Below are 26,057 nucleotides of genomic sequence, written 5' to 3' on the forward strand. Positions count from 1 at the left end.
CGCCATCTTTAATACTGACAAGGCGAGATCCTGAATAACCCAAGGTGAGCGTGCGACCCAATTCCGTGGTCATGGTGACGGGTTTATAGTGTGCGTTATAGTGAAGTGAAATGAATTGACCTAGATTATTGGTCGATTGTGTCAACAACCCTTTCGTGTTGTAACGATGCTTTTCGCCATTTGGCGTTCTAATTTCTACCTCACCCGACGGCAACAAGTTAAACTGATTGTTGTGCCCCGCGACGGCTGTGATAATGCCTTTAACATCTTGAGTAAAGAGATAACGCCCGCCGTTAGGGGCAATCCATTTCACTACATTGGCGCCTATTTCATATTCTTTGGTGAAATTTTTGTCGATGGTGTAGCGGTTTAACGCACGACGTGCATCGGAGTCTTGTTTTGCGCTCGCTAACGTCGCCAACGCGATCTGCGCCTTGTTAACCTTAGGAAGAAGCTGTGTTTTATAAGCGGTTAGCTGGGTAATACCCTCTTTTAGCGCCGCTTGTGCATTCGATTCGTTGTAGCCAATCCGTTCACTAAAGCCATTTTCAAGATGGTCAATCGCGATATCGAGCTGTTCAACAATGGCATGATAGTCGGCAACCACGTTTTGGTGCTGGGCGATCTGCTTGCCAATATCGATATCAGCTCCCCAAATAATGCGGCTATCAATAGAGGCATGCCACCCTGCGCCTAGTGACCAAGCAGAGCCTTGGCTGATACGGTGAACCCGTTTGATGGGCAGTACGGGGTTTGTCCAATCGGTGGCTTTGGTGACCTTACAGCCAGAATAGAGTTCGACAGGTTTGCACGTTTCATCACCGGGCTTCGCATTGAGCGCATCCGCTTCTTGGATTTTAGCATTATTGGCAAGGGCTTCTTTGGTGGCTTTTTCGGTGGCCGTTTCTTTGCCAAATGCGCGGTTTACCGCATTTTTTATGCTCTCGTAGGCTCTTTCAAAAAAGCTTTTCGCTTCGACGGTTATTTTCTCGCCATCTAACTCGGCAGGGGACGGCTCCGGCTCCGGATCACCACCACCGCCATCTGGATCAGGATCTGGGTCGGGGTTACCACCTCCTCCTCCGCACCGTGTTGTTCGGCAAGGGGTATAGCGCGATTCTCCAGAGACTAATACCTCACTTTCTGGTGAATTAAGTGCGACTTCTTTCGCAACAACGGTCGTTGAAAAACTCAACGCTACCGCCAATGCATACAAAACACACAACCATGCTCGATAAGACATAATGACACCTAATTCGAAACGAATAGAGTGCCAACATATCAGTGACAAAAATGGTTAAGTATCATTCAATAGAAACACCGAGATTTGTGCTAAGTTATTAATAACGTACGATATTCTGTTTACATAAATTTTTGGAGCAATGATCTTACAATTGGTTTTATAAGAAGAGTTTCGACGCTCTAGACATAAAAAATCCGTTATTCCTGTTTTCACGAGAATAACGGATAAATATCGAGGATAAGCGAAAGTGACTAAGGTCTATTGATCTTTCGTGGTTAAGTTATAAAACTACAAACTTTTCAGTCCCCACTTTTTTGCTGTCTCATCGAAGAAGCCTTGGGTTTTCTTAAGCTCTACCCAGTGATTAATATAGTTAATCCATACTTGGTCATCTTGAGGTAAAAGCATCGAAATGGGGGTCGGTTTTCGCGCTTCTTTAACAGGAACAATAGCCAATTGCTTAAAGCGTTTTACCAATGTTGCCGCTTCGACGTTTGACGTTACTGATACGTCCGCACGGCGAGCAAGTAATTCTTGAAAATCCCGAGCCGGCGCTTCAATGACAATATGTTCTGCATTCGGGAAAAAATCTTTAACCATTTTTTCCTGAACAGTACCTAAGGTCGCCGCCACTTTAACACCCGATTTATCTATGTCACTCCAATCATTAAATTTGTCTAACGACTTCTTCTGAACAACAGGAACAAAAGCCAAATAAAAATAAGGTTGGCTATAACCCGCGACTTTAGCCCGTGACATGTTTAGCGATGCACTGCCCGTAATATCATATTTGTTTGCGGTGATACCATTAACCAATGTTTTCCAATCTGTCGCGATATATTCAACCTTTACGCCCAGGTCCTTTGCCAGTTCTGTCGTGATATCGATATCAAACCCTTTGTAGCTATTCGTTGCTGGATCTTTCACTGTCATAGGATTCCAGTCACCTGTCGTTCCAACTTTAAGCACGCCAGAATTCAAAATCTCTTTCAGTCGGCTTGTCTCTGCCGATGCGTTGCCAATACTTAACATTGTGGTGAGAATTAGTAAGATCCATTTATTCATTGTTATTCCTATTTAATTTATCCATAACGGAGCAGTACTTGTTAACATAGCACCTACGCGAAGAATTTCTAGAAAAGTGACCATGCCGTTTTTTCATAAGCCATATCTAATTCTTATTTTGCCCCTATTTTTACTCACTGGATGCAGTGACTATGAATGGGGTTGGTATGTACTAAACCCAAATACAGAACAAGGGGCAGCTAACCTTGGATTTTTGGTGTCAGGATTTTACGAAACAATTAATATATCCCTGATTAGCATGGGCTTAGCAATGATTATAGGCCTATTCATCGCTTTTCTTTCTCTATCTGATTCTCGTTTACTCCGTATTATTAACAGAGTCTACGTCGAGGTTATTCGTTCCATACCCGTATTAGTGCTACTGCTTTGGGTCTATTACGGAATGCCGACACTGTTAGATGTTAGCCTCAATCACTTCTGGGCCGGAGTTATCGCACTCTCTATCGCAGAAAGTGCATTCCTTGCAGAGGTATTTCGCGGTGGCATTCAATCCGTATCGTTAGGTCAGCATGAATCCGCTGAATCTTTAGGGCTTACTTATTGGCAAAAAATGCGATTAGTTATCCTTCCTCAAGCCATCCGACAAATGCTGCCGCCATTGGGTAATCAGTTTGTGTATATTTTGAAGATGTCATCATTAGTGAGCGTCATCGGTTTAAATGACCTGACAAGAAAAGCGAACGAACTTGTTGTCAACGAATATTTACCCCTAGAAATATACAGCGTATTGGTTATCGAATATCTTGTCTTAATATTAATTGTCTCTCAAGGCGTTAGAATGCTTGAGAAAAAACTCGAAATCCCACATCATTAGGTTTAGTGTCATCCAGTTATTTTGTTATTTTCACTTCTCATAAACAGAGATCACAGTGGACTTACCTAACAATAAACTGTATAAACACACAGTAGATATTTTAACGATGTTTGAGGAATAACCATGGCTGTAATCGTCAAGTACGTGGTGGAGCGCAACGGAGAAGAAAAGATGACTTTTACCTCTAAGGCTGAAGCTGACGCTTACGACAAAATGTTAGATACGGCTGATGAGCTCTTTGAGCTCATTGGTAAGAGTAAGCTTCTTGAAGATGAATCGAAGCAAGAAGAGCTGTCACTATTTTTGGCTCAAAACAAAGAAGAACTGCTTTATGCTTTAGGGGCAAAACGCAAACCCGTCCCTAAAAAGCCAAAAAAAGTAGAAGCAGTTGAAGACCCGCAAGAAGACGCGGCGTAAAAATATCTAAGCGTAGTAATAAACTGCGCTTTTTTTTGCTTTCTATTTTTCTTTTTAAAGAAATATATCGCCAAAAAGACAAGACGTATCAGTTTACAGACTTTCTCTTATTTTCCCCTTTCATCTATTGTTCGCTCTCATTATGATAACCCTATAGTGAACGATAATTCTATTCTGCTTAACGCATCACGAGAAAAATTGATTTCTATTTAAGTGAACTCTTTCTCATTCAATACAATCAGACAATACATTTTGGAGATACGCACAAATGGCTAACTTTTCTCTCGCATTTGGTACCGCGACAAAAAACCGTGACGGTAAAATAATTGAAGCATTTTTCCCTAGCCCTATCTTAAATCCAAGCGACGCTCTGGTTTCTGCTTTGGGTCAAGTGAGTGGTTATCAAGGTGGCAACCAATCCATCGAGATTTCTAATCAACTAAGCGGCGAGATTGCAACAGCATTTGCAGCAAATGCTGACGTCGAAAACGCCTCATTTGCAGAGAAAGCCGTGGACTCAGAACAGCCACTTGTTCTCGTTATCCTTGCGTCAGATGAAAAACCGCAATCGGTCGCGGAAGGTTTCTTAAAGCTTCAGCTTATCTCTAACCGTCTTGTAAAACCTCATGGCACTGTATTGGACGGTATCTTTGGTCTTCTGCATAACATCGCGTGGACGAACAAGGGCCCTATCGATCTTCCTGAGTTAACTGAACGTCAAATAGATGCTCGACTAGCAGGTGAGGTTATCAGTGTCGATTGCGTAGACAAATTCCCTAAAATGGTGGATTACGTTGTTCCGGCAGGCATCCGAATAGCGGATACTTCACGCGTACGCCTTGGTGCTCACGTTGGCGAAGGTACAACAGTTATGCATGAAGGTTTTATTAATTTTAATGCCGGTACCAGTGGCGTAAGCATGGTTGAGGGTCGTATCTCGGCAGGTGTTTTGGTCGGTAATGGTTCTGACATCGGTGGTGGTGCATCTATTATGGGGACACTTTCTGGCGGCGGCTCGGTGGTGGTTTCTATTGGCGAAAGTAGCTTACTAGGTGCAAACTCTGGTCTTGGCTTCCCTCTAGGCGACCGTTGCACTGTTGAATCAGGCCTTTACGTTACGGCTGGTTCTAAGGTTCGTATGCTTGACTCCCAAGGTCAAGAAGTGGAAGTAGTGAAAGCCAGAGAACTAGCAGGTAAATCTGACCTATTGTTCCGCCGCAACTCTGTAACTGGCCAGATTGAGTGCCTCACAAACAAATCAGCCGTTGAACTAAACAGCGAGCTACATAGCAATAACTAATCATCCATGATTATTTGAAATACTAAATGACTTTAAGGGCTGGACTACCAGCCCTTTTTCTTTTCTGTTTTACGCGCTACTATCATTGCCATCATTATTACATTTTTAAGTGTCTCATTGTCATGTTTCTCGATCACCAGCTAGCACAACAGATTGTAAATCGAACCATGGAAATTATTGGTAATAATATCAACGTGATGAACCATGCAGGGACGATTATCGCAAGCGGTGATACAAAACGTTTAGGCAAACTGCATGATGGCGCGTTGCTCGCAATTAAACATGGCGATACCGTTGAAGTTAGTCTCTCAGATGCCTCCCGTTTAAAAGGTGTGAAACCCGGTATTAACCTACTGCTGAAAGCAGAAGGAGAAGTCATCGGCGTGGTTGGCATAACAGGTGATCCTGACACCATTCGTAACTACGCTGCATTGGTAAAAATGACGGCAGAAATGATTGTCGAGCAAGCAAGGTTAATTGAACAACTGCAATGGGACAGAAGACATAAAGAAGAGTTTATAACCGCGTGGATAAACAATAAACTGTCGGTCGTTGAACTTCAAAACTGGGCATCGCGGCTTGATATTGATTTATCTAAACCTAGAGTCGCTGCTGTCATTCGCTTTAATCGATCTAACACCTCCGTCAGTCAAAGCACTATTCGCCAAGTTGTTGAATTACTTGAATACCCAGAGCGAGACAACCTCGTCGCGGTATTATCACTCAATGAAGTTGTGGTTCTTAAACCTTATGTTGATGGTAGTGGGCAGGTATTCAGTAAAAAGGAAAGCCAAAGAATTGATCAACTTATTGAACGATTAGAACAAAACGGTATCTTCAACATAAATATCGCCTTAGGCAAATATTTTCCTGGCCCTGAAAACTTGTTCACTTCATTCAAAAGCGCCTTACAAGTAATGGCGTATGGACAATTGCACCTACCTAACAATAATAAATATCTATTTGAAGATGTACGGTTGCCCGTACTGCTCTCGCCATTAAGTGATTCATGGCAAGGTAAGCAATTATGTGAACCCTATTACCGATTACTAAAAGAAGACAAGTCTGGTCAATTGACCAAAACGTTACATTCTCTCTTTGAACACCAAGGCAACCTGAAAGAGTGCGCTGAGTCTCTGTTCATCCATAGAAATACTCTGCGCTACCGCCTAGACAAAATAGAAAAAATCACAAATATTTCCCCGCATCAATTTTCTGGCCTCGTCGAGTTATACATTGCGAACCAGATCTCTAAAAATCAGACATAATTGTTCGGATGCACAATAAACTACCTAGAACTCTCTCTTATTTTGGTTTATTGCCTAAAGTATTTCCTACCCTAACTGTTGATAATACTCCCTGACCAGAAATCATTTCTGACGTCAGTAAATAATAATTACTAAATAAACGGAGTTAAACATGGGTCTAATTCTTATCCTACTCGGTGTCATCACATTTATTGTTTTAGCCACCACCAAATTTAAACTACACCCTTTTTTGGCCTTAATCGTCGCCGCTTTCCTTGCTGCATTTGCTTATGGCCTTCCCGCTAATAGCATTGCTAAAACGATCGCAGGTGGTTTTGGAGGAATACTGGGATATATCGGTTTAGTCATCGTATTAGGTACTATCATCGGTATTATTTTAGAAAAAAGTGGCGCTGCGATTACCATGGCAGACTCAGTAATAAAAGTACTTGGCGAACGTTATCCAACGCTTACGATGAGCATCATCGGGTACATTGTCTCCGTACCTGTTTTTTGTGATTCAGGTTTTGTTATATTGAACTCACTAAAAGAATCGTTATCAAAACGCCTTAAAACCTCAAGCGTAGCGATGAGTGTTGCTCTTGCCACTGGTTTATATGCTACGCATACTTTCGTCCCGCCAACGCCCGGACCTATCGCAGCAGCAGGTAATCTCGGCTTAGAATCGAACCTTGGCCTAGTCATCGGTATTGGTATTTTTGTCGCTGCTACAGCTGCAATTGCAGGAATGCTTTGGGCAAACCGTTTTAAGAATGTAGAACCAGATCTTATTGATGAACAGTATGAAGAACAGCAGGACTGGAAAGCACTAAAAGCTTCATATGGTGAACTACCAACCGCTAATCAAGCCTTCGCCCCAATTTTTGTTCCGATTTTACTTATCTGTTTTGGTTCAATTGCAAAATTTCCGAGCAGCCCTTTAGGCAACGGATTTGTATTTGAAACATTCGCATTTTTCGGGCAACCACTTACTGCATTAGTTATTGGTCTGTTCTTATCTGTACGCTTACTAAAAACGGAAAACAAAATTGCTGAATTTAGTGAACGTATTAGTCAAGGTATTACCGCAGCAGCACCGATACTATTAATTACAGGTGCCGGTGGCGCTTTTGGCGCAGTTCTTAAAGCAACGCCGTTAGGAGAGTACTTAGGTGCAACGCTTTCAGCATTAGGTGTCGGTATTTTCATGCCATTTATAGTCGCAGCAGCACTCAAATCGGCTCAAGGTTCCTCTACCGTAGCGCTTGTAACAACTTCAGCACTAGTCGCACCAATGTTGTCTCAACTTGGCTTAGACTCTGAAATGGGACGAGTATTGACGGTAATGGCAATTGGCGCAGGAGCAATGACCGTTTCTCATGCTAATGATAGCTTCTTCTGGGTCGTATCTCAGTTTAGCCGCATGAGTGTCGGATTAGCTTATAGAGCACAAACAATGGCAACATTAGTACAAGGTATAACCGCTATGACGCTCGTTTATATCCTTAGCTTAGTGCTGCTCTAAACCATCATTTAGGAAATAAGATGAAAATCGTTATCGCACCAGATTCATTCAAAGAGAGTCTAACTGCCAAAGAAGTTTGTCAAGCTATTGAGAATGGACTACGTCGTGTCTGGAAGGAGGCTGAAATTGTACATGTGCCTGTTGCCGACGGTGGCGAAGGAACCGTTCAGTCTCTGGTTGATGCGACTCAAGGAAAAATAGTTGAGCTTACCGCTACGGGGCCACTAAAGAAAAAAGTCGGTGCTTTCTATGGCGTTTTGGGCGACGGTAAGACCGCGGCTATTGAAATGGCAGCCGCTAGCGGCCTACACCATGTCGAAAACGCCTTGCGTGATCCCAAGCTCACCTCTAGCTATGGTACAGGTGAGGTCATTCTTCACGCATTAGATAATGGTGCAACGAAACTTATTATTGGTTTAGGCGGTAGTGCAACGAATGACGGTGGTATCGGTATGTTGGATGCGCTGGGTGTTAAGTTTTTTGACAACAAAGGTCAGCGTATTGAGCCTAACGGTGCTGGGTTAGGTTCAATTGCCACTATCGATAACTCGAATATAGACCCTCGCTTTATACATTGCGAGGTGTTAGTTGCGTGTGATGTAGACAACCCTCTTTGTGGAGAACACGGTGCTACGGCAACATTTGGTCCACAAAAAGGGGCCACGGAACAAGATATGGCGCTTCTCGATGCGGGAATGCGCAACTTTGGTGAAAAAGTTCAGCAACAACTAGGCAAAAGCATCATTGATGTCGCTGGCGCAGGTGCTGCTGGTGGGATGGGGGGCGCCTTGCTAGGTTTTACCTCTGCAGAACTAAAGCCAGGGATTGATATTGTGATGGAAACCGTTGAACTAGGAAAGCAGGTACTGGGTGCAGATTTAGTCATTACTGGCGAAGGTCGCATTGACTGGCAAACCATACATGGAAAAACACCGATGGGTGTTGCACAAGAAGCGAAAAAAACCAATATTCCCGTGATCGCAATAGCGGGTTGTGTGGGCAAAAACTATCAAGCGGTGTACGACTACGGTATTGATGCCGTATTTGTTGCCATCCCAAGGCCTTTTGACTTAAACACCGCCTTCATAGAAGCAGAAGTCAACCTCGCAAATTTAGCCGAAAACGTGGCGAGAACATGGAATATAACAAAGTAATATCAAGCTAAGTAAGTTTGCGCTCAATTACTTTTTTACATCGATATAGTCAATGCTGAATGGATTCACTAAAAAATACCGCCTATTACGGCGGTATTTCACTATTTTATCTTCTATATCAAACATATAGAACTATCAGGGTTTAACGTTTACATAAAAATATTAATTTAAAAAACAACATCTTACCTACTACTTTTTGATTATGCGACACTCCGCATTGCGTTAGTTCCACTATCATTGTTTAATTATAAACGGATGTAATCGAGGTGACGTATGTCAACAATCAAAGATGTAGCAAGAGAATCAGGTGTTTCTGTTGCGACAGTATCAAGGGTCATAAACAAATCTCCTAAAGCGAGCGCAGCCTCTGTAGAGTGCGTAAAAGCAGCAATGAGCAAGTTAGGTTATCGACCAAATGCTAATGCAAGAGCGCTTGTCAATCAGACCACAAACACAGTTGGTGTACTGGTTTCTGACGTATCAGATCCATTCTTCGGCACAGCAGTAAAAGCCATTGATAACGTTGCTCAGGATCATGGCAAACATATCCTTATTTGTAACGGTTACCACGACCCAAAACTTGAAAGAGAATCCATTGAGCTTTTGATAAATAGTCGCTGCGAATCTTTAATCATCCATGCTAAAAGTTTAACCGATAAAGAACTGATCGACTTTGCCAATGAAGTTCCCGGCATGGTCATTATCAATCGACATATTCCCGAATTAGCCGATAGATGTATCTCTTTAGATAACCGTAAAGGGTCTTACTTAGCGACTGAGTTTTTGATTCGTCATGGTCATACTAAAATTGCTTGTATCGCATCCTCGCATGCTATCGAAGATGTCGAAGAACGAATCGAAGGCTATCTAGCAGCGATGAAGGATAATGATTTAGTGGCAACCAAAGGCCACATTGAATATGGTGAGCCAAATAGTGAAGGTGGCGAGTATGCAGCAACAAACTTGTTGACTAAATCCGTCCCTTTTACGGCCGTAGTCGCTTACAACGACTACATGGCAGCAGGTGCTATCTCAATATTTGAAGAAAACGGGATGAAAGTGCCGCAAGAGATGTCTATTGTAGGCTTCGATGATGGATTAATCGCTCGCTATATTCACCCAAAACTTACAACGATACGCTATCCTATTAAATTAATGGCGGAAAAAGCGGCTCGACTCTCTCTCTCTCTTGCGAAAAAAGAAAGTATCGAACCGGAAGCGAATCGTTTTTCCCCTACGATAGTCCGCAGAGAATCAGTAGTAAAAATTTAGTTTCGGTTATTTGGCCTAGCGGAGGGATAACGATGAAAAGCAAACGGGCATCAGATTATTTTCACGGAGAAGAAGGTTACAATTGCGCACAGGCCGTCTTAAAAGCCTTTCAACTAGAATCAGGCATGTCTGAACAGGTTATTCGTTCAGCTGTCGTGGCTGGCGGTGGGCGAGCTAAAGAAGGGACATGTGGTGCACTTTACTCCGCCACAATTTTACTTGGCGAAGGTGAACATTCTAACCAGCTATCACAAGAATTCTTAAGTGCTGTTGGTTCTACACTATGTAGCGACATTAAGAAATCCGAATGTGGTTGTCGTGGTTTTGTGAGTAAAGCCGCTGAGTTAACCGAAAAACACATAAACAAAATAGACAAACAGAATTCAGAATATGTCACAGCAAGAGAATTTCGCGAAATAGAAATGCTCCCTCAACCAAAAGCGTAATATCGAATTACACTGTCGAAATCGTAAACACTTAATCGCACAAAACCAGATTTACGACTAATGACAAAAAAGAATCCCACTTTCGTGGGATTCTAAATTATTTACTGCGTTTTAATTGTGTCCCAAACTCAAATCCATATCGAGTTTGGTAACTGTATTCATCGCCGGGACGTAAAATCGAACTCTCTTGTTCCCACTCAGGGTGATTTGGAGAGTCAGGTAAAAACTGAGTTTCTAATGCGACACCAGCGTAGGCAGTATACGCTTTACCTGTACGCCCTTTCTCTCCAGCAAGCCAGTTCCCTGTGTATAGCTGAATAGCGGGTTTATTCGTATATACACTCATCTTTACTTTCTTATCGACTGTAGCGACCGTTGCTGCACACGCACCAGTACGACACTCAGGATTTAAAAAGAATGAGTGATCATATCCGTTAGCAGATTGTTGTTGCTCGTCTACTAACAAATCTTGCTCTATCGTTTTCGCGGCTCTGAAATCAAACCCCGTACCGATGACTGGTGCTAATGCACCAAGCGGAATACCAACATCATTGGTTGGCAAATAGCGATCTGCGTTTATTTGCAAAACGTATGGCTTACAATCTTTACCTGAAGACTCACCTTGCAGATTAAAATAAGCATGGTTAGTGAGATTGACAGGTGTCGCTTTGTCTGTTGACGCTTTAAAGCTGATAACAACCTGATTATCATCGGTCAACTGATAGGTAACAAAGACATCCAAATTACCGGGAAAACCTTGGTCCCCGTCCGGTGATACTAGGTTAAACTGAACATAATTGGATCCCTGAGACGCCACGTTCCAACGCCTTGCATTAAACCCATTTGGACCACCATGAAGGGCATTTCCAGCCTGATTAGTCAGAACTTGATATTTTTTATTATCGATCTCAAACTGACCTAGCGCGATACGATTAGCGAATCGGCCCGCGGTAACGCCCATGTAAGAAGACATATTTTTAAAGTCTTCCATATTTGAGGTGCCTAAAAGCACCTCTCTACCTTTATTGCCAATAGGCAAAACGCAACTAAGCCATGTTGCGCCGATGTCCATCAAGGTAATGGTCATTCCAGATTTGTTTTCAAGTTTGATTAACGAAGCTGGCAGCCCATCAAAGGCTGCCTCTTTCGTCATCGTTTCAATTAGTGTGTCAGCCATGACAATTGGTTACCTATATTTATAGTATTACTGCTAAGCTAGCCCTGCACCGTCTTTTGCTTGGCACACATAGATAGATGCTTTGAGACCCGTTGCTGATTCATATTTTTCTTGTATTGTTTCTTTTACGCTATCAACAAGTGCCGGTGGTACAAGCGCGACGATACATCCACCGAAACCTCCGCCAGTCATACGAACACCACCTTTATCGCCGATAACCTCTTTAACCATATCTACCAGAGTATCAATCTCTTTAACAGTAATTTCGAAATCATCTCGCATAGAAGCGTGAGATTGGGCCATTAGTTCACCCATGCGCTTCATATCGCCCGATTTAAGAGCCTTAGCGGCTTCTACAGTGCGATCGTTTTCAGTGATTACATGTCTAGCACGATCAGCCACTATTGGGTCTAACTCTGTCTCACGAGCTCTAAACTGATCGATAGTGACATCTCGCAATGCTTTCACATTGAATACGCGGGCCGCCTCTTCACACTGTTCACGACGAGTATTATATTCACTATCGACTAAACCACGTTTCTTATTTGAGTTAATAATAACCACAGACATGTCCGTTGGCATTGAAACGGCTTGCGTTTCAAGTGAACGACAATCGATGAGCAGTGCATGGTGCTCTTTACCTTCTGCTGAAATAAGCTGGTCCATAATGCCGCAATTACAGCCTACAAACTCATTCTCTGCTTGCTGGCCGTTTAGTGCGACCTCAGCTTGGCTAATATCTAATTTGTATAACTCTTTAAATGTTTGACCAATAACGACTTCTAGTGCAGCAGAAGAACTCAATCCAGCGCCTTGAGGGACATTACCGCTTACCGAAATATCGGCACCTTTAAACTCATATCCACGCCCTATCAAACACTTTACTACACCACGTATGTAGTTTGCCCACATACGGTTTTCTTGAAATAGGATCTCTTCAGTGAGGTCAAACTCATCGATTTCATTATCATAATCAACAGAAACGACACGAACAATGTTGTCATCTCGCGTTGCTGCGGCGACAACCGTTTGATAGTTAATTGCGCAAGGAAGCACAAAACCATCATTGTAATCCGTGTGCTCACCAATAAGGTTTACGCGACCTGGTGCCTGAATGAGGTGTGTGGCTTCATAACCTAGCACACGGCTAAAGGAAGCTTTCACGCTGTTAGATAATGTCGTCATAGTATTTTCTCTTTTCATTTTAGGTTGATTCTCATTGCACCAACTTTCGAAGAAAGTTGAGAACCATAATTCTTTACCGTTCGTTGCCGATGTTTTTTTTTAAATCAGCAGGTCGATTATTCTTGATCTTTAAAATGAACGTCACTTAGATCCCGAAGCCTTTGAGCTGCTTGCTCTGCGGTTAGATCTCGTTGAGATTCAGCTAGCATTTCGTAGCCGACCATAAACTTACGCACCGATGCACTGCGCAGTAGAGGAGGATAGAACAGGGCATGGAGTTGCCAATGTTCTATATCCGTTCCTTCTTCAAAGAAAGGGGCATAATGCCACCCCATTGAGTAGGGGAATGAACACTCAAATAGGTTGTCATATCGGCTAGTGAGTTTTTTAATCGCCAATGCTAAGTCATCACGTAGTTCGTCATTCAATTCACTCATACGACGAATGTGAGTTTTGGGAAGCAGCATTGTCTCAAATGGCCATGCTGCCCAATAGGGAACAATGGCAATCCAATGCTCTGTTTCAACAACGGTTCGTTCACCATCTTTCATTTCAGCTTGAACATAATCAACGAGAAGATTTGTTCCGTGCTTCTCGTAATACTCTCTAAGGTTTTTTTCTTTGCGTTCAATTTCATTAGGTAAAAAGCTATTTGCCCATATTTGGCCATGCGGGTGTGGTTGAGAACAGCCCATTGCCTCACCTTTGTTTTCAAAAGCTTGAACCCAAAGGTATTTTTTACCTAATTCTTCAATTTGTTCATTCCACGTATCAATCACACCACGAATTTTATTCACGGGAAGTTCTGGTAGTGTTTTGCTGTGATCAGGTGAAAAGCAGATCACCCGGCTAAGGCCACGCACGCCTTGCGTTTTAAACAACGGGCTCTCAGATTCAGGAGCATCCGGTGAATCGGTCATTAATGCGGCAAAATCATTACCGAATACATACGTGCCAGTATAATTTGGATTCTTATCGCCAGAGATACGTGTATTGCCTGCACAAAGGAAACAACTCTCATCGTATTGAGCTAATTCCGCCGTGTCGGGTTTTTCATCTTGACCGCTCCAAGGGCGTTTTGCACGATGTGGTGAAACCAAAATCCACTGACCAGTGAGTGGATTATAACGGCGATGAGGGTGATCAATTGGATTGAATTTTATTTCAGACATACTAGTTCTCGACAATATTATGACAACTAGGTACCCATTTGAGCACCTAATTATGGGCTTATTTAGTAACCTTGTGGGTTCTTTGACTGCCAATTCCAAGTATCAGTAGTCATCTCCATTACGGTACGAGTTGCCTTCCAACCAAGATCTTTCTCTGCCTTGGCAGTACTCGCCCAACACTCAGCAATATCACCAGGACGGCGGGGACACAGTTCGTAAGGTACTGGTTTTTCACTCGCTTGAGCGAACGCCGCTACCATTTCCAGCACACTAGAGCCTTTGCCTGTACCTAGGTTGTATACGTGCAAGCCTGATTTTTTACCCACGGTATTAAGAGCGGCAATGTGACCATCGGCTAAATCCATCACATGGATATAATCACGTACTCCTGTACCATCCGGTGTTGCATAGTCGGCACCAAATACGGATAATTTTTCACGACGGCCAACAGCAACTTGAGCGATGAATGGCATCAAATTGTTAGGAATGCCTTGAGGATCTTCCCCCATGGTTCCAGACGGATGGGCACCGACTGGATTAAAATAGCGAAGTAAAGTGATGCTCCAGTCCGGTTGAGAATTGAAGAAATCAGTGAGCACTCCCTCTACCATATACTTACTACTGCCATATGGATTTGTTGTTGCCCCAACAGGAGAGTCCTCTGTAATTGGCACCACTTCAGGGTCGCCATATACAGTTGCAGAAGAGCTGAATACAATGCTTTTCACCCCGGCAGTTCGCATGGCTCTAGCCAATACAAGTGAACCATTCACATTGTTGTCATAGTATTCAAGTGGTTTTGCTACCGACTCGCCAACCGCTTTCAATCCTGCAAAATGGATAACAGAATCGATCTTGTTTTCAGAAAACACTTTATCTAAAAATGCTTCGTCGCGAATGTCACCTTCATAAAATGTGGGGCGCACATTGGTAAGAGTTTCAATTCGGTCAAGAACCGCTGTTTTGCTGTTGCAAAGATTATCTAGAATAATTGGTTCAATACCTGCTTCCAACATTTGAACACAGGTATGACTTCCTATGTAACCCATGCCACCAGTAACTAAAACTTTCACATTAGCCTCTCTATCTTCACTATTTCGCGTATAAAATTGAACTCTAATAATGCTCTTTTTAAGAATGAGCCTATATATAGAATATGTATGCAGTGTAGAGGCAATCTGCCTCTTTTGCTGTGATCAAAATCAAAGTGTGTAAACGTTTCCACAAAAAGTGTAAAAGTCCAAGTAATATACTTAGACTTAAAATAATCTCGTTACAAACCTGATTTTCAAGCTATTGGTCAAATAGCATAGGTAGATAGTGCACTTAATAACGCAACACAAATCACATAGCGGCTTTCACTGCTCGTGCTAATCTTTCTGGTGCCTTTTTCGGGTCGGCTGATTCATCGTTAAAAAACTCACTGATCACATCTATCATCGCATCTCGAATGTAGCTGGTTGTGGACATATCTGCTGAAAGGCTTGGCAATAAGTTTTTGCTTCCTTCAGCCATAGTAAAGGCCGTCTTAGATTTAAATGAGCAATCATCAAATCTTTGCATAGAAACATCCGTTCTTGCCGGTAATGACCCCTTACTGAAGTTAAACGCTTCTTGAAAGGATTTGGACATAATCGTTTTTGCTAGCTCTTTTTGCCCTTGTCCTCGAGACGGATCATGCGATTTAAAGAACACAAAGCTATCTATATTGTAGCTGAAAATCCCTTCGGTTCCCGGCGCAGGAATGCAAAGGTAATCTTTACCTGGAACCTTTCCTGCTACCGTCAACTCTCCTTTTACCCAATCCCCCATAAGTTGCATTGCGGCTTCACCATTCATCAACATTTGTGTGGCGGCATTCCAATCTCTACCTAACGCTTTATCATCGATATAGGTGCGCATCTTCTTAAATGCCGTAAACACTTGCTCCATTTTTTTACTCGATAATACATCTAAGTCCAACTCTACAAAGGCCTTGTAGTAATCGTCAGGTCCTAAGATAGCAATAGCAATTGACTCGAATACTGTTGCATCCTGCCAAGGCTGTCGACCGTGAGCTAAAGGAATATATCCTGCGGCTTTTATAGCATCAGCCACAACAAAAAACTCATCAAGAGTACGGGGGATAGGAACGCCGACGTTTTCCATCACTTTTGGATTTATCCATAGCCAGTTTACTCTATGAATATTCACCGGCGCGGCCACATACCGCCCTTTGTATTTCATGGTGTCAGAAACCAATTTAGGTAATAGAGAGTCCCAATGATCTTCTTTAGCCACTTCATCTAAACTGGTAAGAAAGCCTAATTTTGTCCACTCTTGAATATCAAATCCCTTTATCTGCGCCGATGTAGGTGGGTTTCCGGATACCGCGCGTGCTTTTAATACCATCATCGCACTCTGCCCACCACCTCCAGCAACGGAGAAATCTTTCCAATTATGACCTCTCTCTTCAACACCCTTTTTTAGCAGTTCAGCCGAGCGTGCTTCACCCCCTGATGTCCACCAATGCAAAACCTCAATCTCGCTCGCATTGGTTAATGAGGCGGATAACACCGAGAAAATAAGCGACAAAAATGAAAACACCATTTTTTTGACGATCTGTCGTACGTTGAATAAATCTAGAATTTTTGTCATCTTAATGTTGCTCTTTGTAAGTCTACCTGTACTTGTAAACCGCCTTCCTCTCGGTTACACATGACCAACTGGCCACCAAGTGAATTAATAATACTTCTGGATATACCAAGGCCTAATCCATGTCCTTCACTATCTTTTGCTAAACGAAAGTAGGGTTTAAATACATCTTCCATTCTTGATTCAGGAATCCCCGGACCTTCATCAATAATAATGATTCGTAGTAAGTTCGTTTCATCGCTCACGGAAACAGTCACCTTATCTCCGTACTTCACACCATTACCAATAAGGTTAGAAAGACATCTTTTTAAAGCTAGTGGTTTGCATACTAATGGTTCTATCTTTAGTGAGGTAAAGACAACACGCTGTTCGTGAGTATTATACTGCTCAGCAATACTTTCTAACATGTCGACGACGTCAACTTGCACTAAGTTCTCATGTATATCCGTATCTTTTACCGTTTGCAGGGCCCCTTTCACCATGAGTTCTAATTCATCCAAGTCTCTGTTAAATTTTAATCCTCTTTGATCGTCTTCAATAAGTTCGGAACGAATTCTCAGTCGAGTAATCGGTGTCTTTAGATCGTGTGAAATAGCGGTAAATAATCGCTCTCTGTCATCAATGTGCTTTTTAAGACTTTCCTGCATACGGTTAAATGCACGTGTCGCCGTCACTAACTCACTTGCCCCTTCTTCAATTAAAGGGGGTTGATTTATATCGGTACTCAAAGCGTTCGCCGCTTTGGCGAGGTTCTTCAAAGGTTTAACCTGCCTACGAACCATAGTGTAGGTAAACGTCATCAGCAACGCGGTAATAAAGAAGATAAAAAACATCTGTTGATTGGAGATGACCTCGTCTTCAAGCAAAGCATATGGCGCAGGAAGCAAGGCAGCGATATAAAGCCATTCATTTTCAGCCAATCTTATCTGTACCACTAATATAGGTGGGTTAAGCGGTTCCAATATGAGTGTGTAATGAGCCCAAGATTTGGGCAGATCACCAAGTAGCGTATCATTAGTTAATACATGCAGATTCTCTGGTCTAGAGAACTCCACTTTCACATCATTAACATCGCTGAGTTTTTCTAGCTTCTTTGCCAGTACGTCTTTGACAACGTTAACGGTGACGTTTTTCATTTCACCCCGACGTGCAGGATCAATGATTATTTCTTCTTCATTGAACGAAACGAAAAATCGAGTCCCACCTATATTTCTTAGCTGGTTCAATACCATATGTCGGTATTCTAAAGGCAACGACTGGAAAAAGTTTGCGGTTGAAGCAAAATTATTTGCCATACTTGTCGCGGTCGATGTTAACCCTTCTATTTCTCTGTCTTTTGATTGGGTATACCAGATAGTCGTTGCAATAAGCTGGGCAAGTATTACCGACAATAAGGTTAACCATAAGGTTCGAGAAACCAGTGAACGAGGCACAATGGGGGCACACCTTTCGAGTATACTTTCGTATACACCAACGAGTTTATTTATATTCCAACTACGCTTAGACAGGTCAATCTTCATATATCACATCGGCAGAAAGTATATACCCGTCGCCACGCATCGTTTTAATTAACTTTGGTTTTTTGCCACTATCCCCAAGTTGTTGGCGCAAACGAGATAATTGAACATCAAGTCCTCTCTCCGTTGGTAAGGCGTTTCGGCCTTTAATGACTTGAGAGATACTATCTCTATCTAATATCTGATTGGGATTCTCCAGAAATAACATCAACAGAGTAAAATCCTTACCTGATAATTCAAACTCATCATTAGTTTCAAGGTTTGTTAGCGTGTGAGACTGAACATGGAGTTTCCAACGAGCGAATTGGATAGATTTTGGTTTATGCTTTTCTGTTGCCACTTCCATCGTTTGAGTTCGACGTAACATCGCCTTGATTCTCGCCGTAAGTTGGCGTGGGCTGAACGGTTTTGCGACGTAATCATCGGCACCAATTTCTAACCCAACGATTTGATCCGTTTCATCAGAGACCGCTGTCAGCATAATAATAGGGACATTAGAAGATTTACGAACGTATTGACACAATGTGAAGCCATCGTCACCTGGCATCATCACATCTAACAAGATTAGGTCCGGCTCAATTTCAAGCAATCGGCGCTTCATCTCTTCCCCTTCGGATGCCAAAATAACGCTGTATCCAGCTCTTGTTAAATATTCTTCAAGAAGGTCGCGAATTTCCTCATCATCATCAACAACAAGTATTCGTTTGTTTGCATACATAAATTTCATCCTTCTAATATTGTGTGCTGTAGGGTTTTCACAACGTATCTCTATTTAATCGTAATAAATTTTTAAAGCAATAACTAAACACTACCTATAGGAAAGTGCCAATTTCATGTTTGTAACTTGAATTTAGCACATTTTTACCTCGGCATTACCAACCCTTGCACTCTGTTACGTTTTGTTACGTTGAGCGTGACAGTAACCTCTTTAATAATAGTCGCGACCAATTAATATACTCCCTGTAAACAGAAAACATATTTCTTATTCAAATGTAGTTAATTAATTTAAACTTATGCGATGTATATTCGCTCCCTTTCATTAATACATTTGAATAAATAACTATATTAATTTTACTCATATCTAGTCATGAAATTAATATTCTAATATAAAATTGAACGGGGGTTCTAATGGACTTTTTTAGTACAATGCAAAAGATGGGTCGCAGCCTAATGCTTCCTGTTGCCTGTATGCCAGCAGCTGGTATTTTACTCGGTATTGGTGGTAACTCAGAAGTAGCAAAATTTTTACCTGATATCGTAGCACAAGTCATGACCGAGGCTGGTCTGGGTGTGTTTGCAAACATGGCGCTTCTATTCGCTATTGGTGTTGCTTTAGGCTTTACAAAAAATGATGGTGTTGCAGCACTTGCAGCAACACTAGGTTACCTAACAATGACTCGCGTACTTGGCGTTGTTGCAGAGGGTACCGATACTGGTGTATTTGGTGGTGTTATTATGGGTCTGGTGGCAGCTGAGCTGTTTAACCGTTACCACACAATCAAACTCCCTACTTACCTTGGTTTCTTCGGTGGTAAGCGTTTTGTACCAATCGTAACCTCTCTAGCAGCTTGTATTGTAGCGGCAATCCTTGCGGTTGTTTGGCAACCAATCGGTGCTGGCATTGCGACATTCTCAGAGTGGGCTGCATACCAGTCTCCTGAAGTTGCATTCGGTATTTACGGCATCGTTGAGCGTTCTCTTATTCCTTTCGGTCTGCACCACATCTGGAATGCACCTTTCTTCTATGAAGTTGGTGAATTCACAACAGCTGCTGGCGAAGTCGTTCGTGGTGAGATTCCTCGCTACCTAGCCGGTGACCCAACAGCTGGTAACCTAGCTGGTGGCTACATGTTTAAAATGTTTGGTCTACCTGCAGCATGTTTAGCTATGTATGTAACGGCTAAAAGTGATAAGCAAAAGGTTGTTGCTTCAATCCTTGGCTCTGCTGCATTGACTTCATTCCTAACAGGTATTACCGAACCAATCGAATTCGCTTTCTTATTCGTAGCTCCATTATTGTATGTTGTTCACGCACTGCTAGCTGGTTCTGCATTTGTTGTGATGATTTTACTTGGCATCAAACACGGTACAACGTTTAGCCATGGCTTGTTTGACTTCACGTTATTGTTTGGTCACTCAACAAACGGTTGGATGCTACCACTTGTAGGGCTTGTATATGCGGTCATCTACTTTACGGTCTTCGTATTCCTAATCAAAGCGTTTAACCTGCAAACACCAGGTCGTGAAGATGAAAGTGAAGCGAAAGTTAAAGCGAATACAAGCAACGATGACTTAGCAAAAGACATCACAGTAGCATTCGGCGGAAAAGAAAATATTAAAGACTTAGAAGCTTGTATCACTCGTCTACGTGTTACTGTTAACAATGCTGAACTTGTTGATACTGATAAGCTGAAAGCACTAGGTGCTGCAGGTGTATTCACTCGAGGTGATAACTTCCAAGCGGTATTTGGTACGCACTCTGAAATCATTAAAGGTCAAATGGAAGCATTAATTTAATCCTTTCTCCTTTAAACTAGAATCCCGAGCAATTGCTCGGGATTTTTTTTGTTTTATAAAAGGTCCCATTCAACGACTAAGAGAAGATAACTTGATATCGAAAATGTTTCTTTCTAATCAAGAATTCCTTATGAACACTAGGGCTCCATGAATCATCACCGCCTACCCCCATATGCTTATGGTCGATACGAAGATATACCGCGTCTTCCTTTTCTAATTCATTCGGATGTTTTGCCGCGGCGATTTTAAACTGGTCATACTGATTCACAGTGAAATCAAACTTGCCTACTACGGTAAGTTCACCCAATTCAATATAGCTTGTATTGCATCTTAATCCACTTTCAGAAGGGAAAATATACGGAGTGAACATCTTCTCAATTGGCGCTTTAAAGTAACCTACACGCGCGGCAGAAAGGCGATCTGGGTAGTTCTCAAACGGACCATAACCATACCAAGTCACATCAGGGTCAACAATCGCTGGATTCAAGGCGATTTCAATACCAATTCGTGGTAAAGGTGGTAAATGTTCGCTAACATCAACTTCAATGTCTAGCGTCAACTCATCCGATGGGCTTAGCGTGAATATCCACTTCGTTATCGCCATTAACTGGTCTTGGAATCGATAAGCATATCGACTCGTCACCTGAACGGTAGAACCTATTTGTTCTAGATGAGCAGATAAGCAGGTTTTCTCCCAACATCCTACGCCCACTTCTCCCCAACGCGTAACGGGTGCATTAGGGTCGACAAAATCAGCTTCACTTGTGCCAATATCATTGTCTAACGGCGCACGGTAGAAGTTGTCTCTAACCGCACCAGCTAAAAATGAAATGCCACCTTTTGACCAGCCATCAAGTTCGCCTGTTTGCTTGTTCCAAACGTACTCACTTGTTGCCACTTGAACTTTCCAAGAGGTAGGTTCATCAGTTAACAATAATTCAGTTGTACAATTAGGTGCTTCAGCAATAGTTAAACTATTCTTGTTAGCAACTTTAAACTGCTCTGTTGCAATAACATGACCCGAGTCGGCCCAAGGTTTATCAGAGCTTAGTTTTACATCGATATTAAGGTAGTAATCGCACCCTGATTTTAATGTGTAGTCGCACTTAATTTGCCACTCTTGGCTTGAATCTGCTGGGATATCTAACGTAGACGCATCTAACGAAACGGGCATTCCGTCTTCTAAAAGCGTCCACATAAAGGCATCATCCCCACTTGACTGAAAAAGCTGCTCATTGGTCACGTTAAGTTTCCATATAATAGACAGCCCCTTCTCTTCACTCGTTAGCCATTCTATTTGATAAGGTTGCTGGCAGTACTTCACTTCAAAAAGTGTCGGGTGTGGTGTCCTATCTGGGAAAATTAACCCATTGATACAGAATTGGCGATCATTGCTTTTATCTTCAAAATCCCCACCATAGCCCCAATATTCGCTACCATTCTCATCTATTTTCGTGATCCCTTGATCAACCCAATCCCAAATAAAACCGCCTTGAAGGCGCGGGTATTGACGGAATGCTTCCCAATATTTATTGAAGCTACCAATACTATTGCCCATTGCGTGTGCATACTCGCACAGAATCAAAGGCCTATCCTCACCAGGTAATCCAATCCATTTCTTGATAGCCCATTTTGGTACTACGGGGAATGGCTGATCTTGATCAACGCGTGCATACATTGGACAGATAATATCGGTCGCAGTAGTATCGGCACCACCACCTTCATATTGTACTGGACGAGATGGATCTCTATCTTTGGCCCAAGCATACATAGCATTATGACTGCCACCATGGCCAGACTCGTTCCCTAATGACCAAATAATAATGCTCGGATGGTTTTTGTCACGCTCAATAAGCTTAGTAAAGCGCATCATATAGGCTGCGTTCCAAAGTGGATTGGCCGACAAGCGCTCCATCGGAAACATACCATGGGTTTCAATGTTGGCTTCGTCCACTAAATACAACCCGTACTCATCACACAGTTCATACCACCGAGGGTGATTTGGGTAGTGCGCGGTACGAACGGCATTAAAATTAGATTGCTTGAGCAGTTTGATATCAGCAATCATACTTTCTTCGCCGATAGCATGACCGTTGTCTTGTTCGTGCTCGTGTCGATTCACTCCTTTAATAAGCAGTGCTTTACCATTAACCAACAACTGGCCATCTTTAATTTCGATATTTCTAAAACCAATGTCATAGGCTTCTACATCAATAATATTGCCGCTTGCGTCTAGTAATGTGACCACAAATCGATACAGGTTTGGTGTCTCTGCAGTCCAATGTTTTGGTTCTTTTACATCAACAGATAAGAATACTTTGTCATCCCATCCACCTTTTTCGTCGACGATACGGTTTTGTATCGTACCCACGACTTGTTCTGATACCGCTTTCGATCCATCAAACAGTTGTATTCGTACCTGATTTTTACTTGGATTTGCTAAGCTAATCTCTGTCTCTATCAAACCATCTCTAAAACAAGCATCAAGTTTCGGTGTGACAAATACATCGGCTATATGGGTTTTAGGTTTAGACAAGAGCGTCACATCACGGAAAATACCGCTTAACCACCACATGTCCTGATCTTCCAAATAACTACCATCACTCCATCGAATGACCATGACCGATAACGTATTCACACCGCCTTTAAGAAAGCCAGAAAGATCAAACTCTGCTGGCAAGCGACTGTCCTGAGAGTAACCAATCCAAACGCCGTTACACCACAAATGAAAGGCTGAGTTCACACCATCAAAGATGATTCTGGTTTGCATCTCTAGATCCGCCGTACTCACTTCGAACTGAGTACGATAACAACCTGTTGGATTCTCCTGAGGAACAAATGGCGGGTTTACTTCAAATGGATATTTAACATTTAAGTAGATGGGATTGTCTCGCCTCCCATCTTTTGAACCTTCCATTGTATTTAGCTCATCTCCTTGCAATTGCCAATTACTTGGTACTTTTATTCGATTCCACGACGCATCGTCATAATTCTCGTCAATAAAATTGCCAGGTACTAATTCTGGTTTGGCAAATAACTTGAACCTCCAATCACCATTCAAAGTCACTTTGGATTGGTTTTGTTTCATGAGTGCATCTTCCACACTAACAAAGTGGTTAAGTGGACTATGTGCCTCTATCTGATTAGCCTGAAAAGATTGGGGATTCTCCCAATCACGGCGAGCAATTAACGCTTCAAATGTAACCATAATTCTGCTCCTCTATACAGCCTTGATACTAATAAGCATTGCTGTTTCTGGATCTTGAATTGGCATCGTTAAACCAATCTTATTGAGTAATTCACCGCTCAACACTAAAGGTTTATCCATCCATGATGGCATTACCTTATTAAGCTTTTTACTCGCTTGTGGAAAATCAACTACCTCGACTAAATACTGTTTTTCTGTCTCTAGATAAGCAAAGCGAATTGGTTCTGCGTTCGCGTAATCTGGCATAGTAAGCTGACAAACCGTTAGCAACATTTCATCGGTATTTTTCACACCATATACATTGCGAGTCGTATCAACTGAATCTAGATAGAAGACTTCGCCTGAGTGCAACAATGAGCGAAAACGTTTATGCAACTCAATATAATGCGCAAAGAGAGACTTCTCTTCTTCGCTTTCTTTAACAGGGTCTAATTCAACACCCATATGGCCGCCGAGTGCTGTTATGCCACGCAGATTAATATCATGTCGACGTCGTGTAGTATGGCTTTCATAAGGACCAATATGTGCACCCATCACTTCTGGTGGGAAAAAGTAACTCATCCCTTTTTGAATGGTTTGTCTTTCCAGCGCATCATTACAGTCCGAGGTCCAGAATCGATGCGTTCTTTTCAATACCTCAAAATCAATTCGACCACCTCCAGATGAACAAGATTCAATCTCAACTGCCGGGTGCCTTTTACTTAGTTCATCGATTAGACGATAAAAAGCTTTCGTTTGTCCGCTGGCCGCGGGAACACCTTCATGCGCAGGCTGGACCAATTCGCGATTCATATCCCACTTGAAGTAACCAATGTTATAGTCCGTCAATAGTGCGTCTAAACAGTTAAATAGATAGGTAAAACAGTCGTTATTTTGCAGGTCTAACAGATATTGATATCGACCACTTGGTTGATCGTACCCTTCAATACCTAACATCCATTCAGGGTGTTTACGAAATAAATTAGAATCTGGGTTTACCATTTCAGGTTCAACCCAAAGGCCAAATTCCATACCAAGTTGATTCACATGCTCGATTACGGGTTCCAATCCATTTGGGTATTTTTTCTTGTCTAAAAACCAGTCCCCAAGCGCGGCTCTCTCACCATCACGACCAATGAACCAACCATCATCAATAATAAAGCGTTCAACACCGATTTTTGCTGCTTCTGTTGCCATCTGCTTAATATAGTCAGGATCGTGATCGAAATAGATCCCTTCCCATGTATTAAGGTGAACAGGTCTTAGCGCCTTATTAGGGAACGTCAGTATTTTACTACGCACTACATCATGAAATTGACTGCGAATGCCATTTAACCCAATATCGCTATAGCAAGCGTACAATTCTGGAGTGCTATAGCTTTCATCTTTTCCAAGGGATACCTCACCAGCGATAAGCAATTCACCCATTTGCGCAAAACGCCGACCATCGCTCTTCGTCTCACATCGCAGGTGGTTATTACCACTCCAAGCCAAGTGAAAACCCCACACCTCTCCCGTTTGCTCTGAGAAACCTTTGCTTCCGACCATCATCCCTGGAAAGTATTCATGGGAAGTTCGACCACGCCGATTGTCTTGGCTGAAAGCACCATGATCTATTGATACTCGTTGCGTTTGAAATTCTCGACTCCATCGACCATGAAAACTCATGACTTCATTCGCTCTATGCGGTAGAGGCAAGGTATTGACCAAGCGGTTCAAGTGATAAGGATCTGAAGCTAGATTTTTAATTGATAAGGATTTACGTAACACACCGGATTTATCCAACTGTAAAGCAACGGACAGTTCTAGCTTAGCAATGTCATCAACACAAACAAAACGTGCGCTGCTATTGTTCGACTCAACCTCTGTTGTTTCGAATACGGGAGCCCAATCTAGGTTTCTACCATCCGCACCGGCTCTGAACCCTTCTAATCCTGCCGAACTGAACAATCCGCGACCGCTTTCTGGGCACAGTGTAATGGGAATATCGATATCAAGACGCGCCTGAGAGACGGCCCGCTCGGTTAACAGGGAAAGGGTTTCGTCAAGATGGTTGAGTTTCTGTCCCCAATATAGGATTTGAGGAGCCGGTGTCGAGAGGATAACAACGCTAGTGTTCGCGCTAAATAGATGAATAGTGTCCATATTCAATCGCCTAATAGTT

Annotated in this window: 19 protein-coding genes and 1 pseudogene; 9 read left to right on the plus strand and 11 right to left on the minus strand. The window is 42.4% G+C overall.

Translation table 11 applies throughout. From position 1 onward, the window contains the following. Both AACW90_RS05700 and AACW90_RS05705 read right to left on the minus strand, forming a co-directional pair. Nucleotides 1–1,243, minus strand: a pseudogene (locus AACW90_RS05700) (hypothetical protein); the annotation flags it as partial. A gap of 288 nt (nucleotides 1,244–1,531) precedes the next feature. Further along, complete coding sequence (locus AACW90_RS05705; RefSeq protein WP_390232864.1) at nucleotides 1,532–2,275, minus strand: transporter substrate-binding domain-containing protein; 744 nt, start codon at nucleotides 2,273–2,275, stop codon at nucleotides 1,532–1,534. 115 nt (nucleotides 2,276–2,390) lie between these two features. On the opposite strand from AACW90_RS05705, the gene AACW90_RS05710 reads away from it, so the two are divergent. From AACW90_RS05710 to AACW90_RS05745, 8 genes are all read left to right on the plus strand, one after another. Continuing rightward, the gene (locus tag AACW90_RS05710) at nucleotides 2,391–3,143 is read left to right on the plus strand and encodes an amino acid ABC transporter permease (protein WP_390232093.1); all 753 of its coding nucleotides are present in this window, start codon (nucleotides 2,391–2,393) and stop codon (nucleotides 3,141–3,143) included. 123 nt (nucleotides 3,144–3,266) lie between these two features. Then, nucleotides 3,267–3,560, plus strand: a complete 294-nt coding sequence (locus tag AACW90_RS05715) for a YebG family protein (RefSeq protein WP_195704138.1) — start codon at nucleotides 3,267–3,269, stop codon at nucleotides 3,558–3,560. A 268-nt stretch (nucleotides 3,561–3,828) separates the two neighbouring features. After that, on the plus strand, nucleotides 3,829–4,860 hold the full coding sequence (gene dapD, locus AACW90_RS05720) for a 2,3,4,5-tetrahydropyridine-2,6-dicarboxylate N-succinyltransferase (protein ID WP_390232097.1): 1,032 nt from the start codon (nucleotides 3,829–3,831) through the stop codon (nucleotides 4,858–4,860). Nucleotides 4,861–4,982: 122 nt separating this feature from the next. Further along, the gene (locus AACW90_RS05725; protein ID WP_390232100.1) at nucleotides 4,983–6,128 is read left to right on the plus strand and encodes a sugar diacid recognition domain-containing protein; all 1,146 of its coding nucleotides are present in this window, start codon (nucleotides 4,983–4,985) and stop codon (nucleotides 6,126–6,128) included. A gap of 151 nt (nucleotides 6,129–6,279) precedes the next feature. Next, nucleotides 6,280–7,632, plus strand: a complete 1,353-nt coding sequence (locus AACW90_RS05730; RefSeq protein WP_390232103.1) for a GntP family permease — start codon at nucleotides 6,280–6,282, stop codon at nucleotides 7,630–7,632. A 20-nt stretch (nucleotides 7,633–7,652) separates the two neighbouring features. Next, nucleotides 7,653–8,786 carry a glycerate kinase gene (locus AACW90_RS05735; RefSeq protein ID WP_390232106.1) on the plus strand — a complete coding sequence of 378 codons (1,134 nt, stop codon included), beginning with the start codon at nucleotides 7,653–7,655 and terminating at the stop codon, nucleotides 8,784–8,786. Between the two features lie 273 nt (nucleotides 8,787–9,059). Continuing rightward, a complete protein-coding gene (locus tag AACW90_RS05740) occupies nucleotides 9,060–10,058 on the plus strand; it encodes a substrate-binding domain-containing protein (RefSeq protein ID WP_390232108.1) in 999 nt (332 codons plus the stop codon). Nucleotides 10,059–10,090: 32 nt separating this feature from the next. Beyond that, on the plus strand, nucleotides 10,091–10,504 hold the full coding sequence (locus AACW90_RS05745; protein WP_390232111.1) for a C-GCAxxG-C-C family (seleno)protein: 414 nt from the start codon (nucleotides 10,091–10,093) through the stop codon (nucleotides 10,502–10,504). Nucleotides 10,505–10,601: 97 nt separating this feature from the next. On the opposite strand, the gene galM is transcribed toward AACW90_RS05745, so the two are convergent. The 7 genes from galM to AACW90_RS05780 all read right to left on the minus strand — a co-directional run bounded on the left by galM (nucleotide 10,602) and on the right by AACW90_RS05780 (nucleotide 18,907). Beyond that, nucleotides 10,602–11,687 carry a galactose-1-epimerase gene (gene galM, locus AACW90_RS05750; protein ID WP_390232866.1) on the minus strand — a complete coding sequence of 362 codons (1,086 nt, stop codon included), beginning with the start codon at nucleotides 11,685–11,687 and terminating at the stop codon, nucleotides 10,602–10,604. 27 nt (nucleotides 11,688–11,714) lie between these two features. Then, nucleotides 11,715–12,866 carry a galactokinase gene (gene galK / locus AACW90_RS05755; RefSeq protein ID WP_390232114.1) on the minus strand — a complete coding sequence of 384 codons (1,152 nt, stop codon included), beginning with the start codon at nucleotides 12,864–12,866 and terminating at the stop codon, nucleotides 11,715–11,717. Nucleotides 12,867–12,982: 116 nt separating this feature from the next. Continuing rightward, a complete protein-coding gene (locus tag AACW90_RS05760; protein WP_390232116.1) occupies nucleotides 12,983–14,038 on the minus strand; it encodes a UDP-glucose--hexose-1-phosphate uridylyltransferase in 1,056 nt (351 codons plus the stop codon). 62 nt (nucleotides 14,039–14,100) lie between these two features. Next, nucleotides 14,101–15,111, minus strand: a complete 1,011-nt coding sequence (gene galE, locus AACW90_RS05765; RefSeq protein WP_390232119.1) for a UDP-glucose 4-epimerase GalE — start codon at nucleotides 15,109–15,111, stop codon at nucleotides 14,101–14,103. A gap of 271 nt (nucleotides 15,112–15,382) precedes the next feature. After that, entirely contained in the window at nucleotides 15,383–16,627 is a 1,245-nt protein-coding gene (locus tag AACW90_RS05770) for an ABC transporter substrate-binding protein (RefSeq protein WP_390232868.1), read from the minus strand. 44 nt (nucleotides 16,628–16,671) lie between these two features. Further along, entirely contained in the window at nucleotides 16,672–18,108 is a 1,437-nt protein-coding gene (locus tag AACW90_RS05775; RefSeq protein ID WP_390232870.1) for an ATP-binding protein, read from the minus strand. Between the two features lie 73 nt (nucleotides 18,109–18,181). Next, a complete protein-coding gene (locus AACW90_RS05780; protein ID WP_390232122.1) occupies nucleotides 18,182–18,907 on the minus strand; it encodes a response regulator in 726 nt (241 codons plus the stop codon). A 410-nt stretch (nucleotides 18,908–19,317) separates the two neighbouring features. On the opposite strand from AACW90_RS05780, the gene ptsG reads away from it, so the two are divergent. Beyond that, nucleotides 19,318–20,706 carry a PTS glucose transporter subunit IIBC gene (gene ptsG, locus AACW90_RS05785; protein WP_275134648.1) on the plus strand — a complete coding sequence of 463 codons (1,389 nt, stop codon included), beginning with the start codon at nucleotides 19,318–19,320 and terminating at the stop codon, nucleotides 20,704–20,706. A gap of 76 nt (nucleotides 20,707–20,782) precedes the next feature. On the opposite strand, the gene AACW90_RS05790 is transcribed toward ptsG, so the two are convergent. Together AACW90_RS05790 and AACW90_RS05795 are read right to left on the minus strand one after the other, a co-directional pair. Continuing rightward, nucleotides 20,783–23,914 (minus strand): beta-galactosidase, encoded by a 3,132-nt coding sequence (locus AACW90_RS05790; protein ID WP_390232126.1) that lies wholly within the window; start codon nucleotides 23,912–23,914, stop codon nucleotides 20,783–20,785. A 12-nt stretch (nucleotides 23,915–23,926) separates the two neighbouring features. Continuing rightward, on the minus strand, nucleotides 23,927–26,038 hold the full coding sequence (locus AACW90_RS05795; RefSeq protein ID WP_390232129.1) for an alpha-galactosidase: 2,112 nt from the start codon (nucleotides 26,036–26,038) through the stop codon (nucleotides 23,927–23,929). Between the last annotated feature and the right edge of the window lie 19 nt (nucleotides 26,039–26,057).

The sequence above is a fragment of the Vibrio frigidus genome, assembly GCF_042465995.1.
Classification (GTDB): domain Bacteria; phylum Pseudomonadota; class Gammaproteobacteria; order Enterobacterales; family Vibrionaceae; genus Vibrio.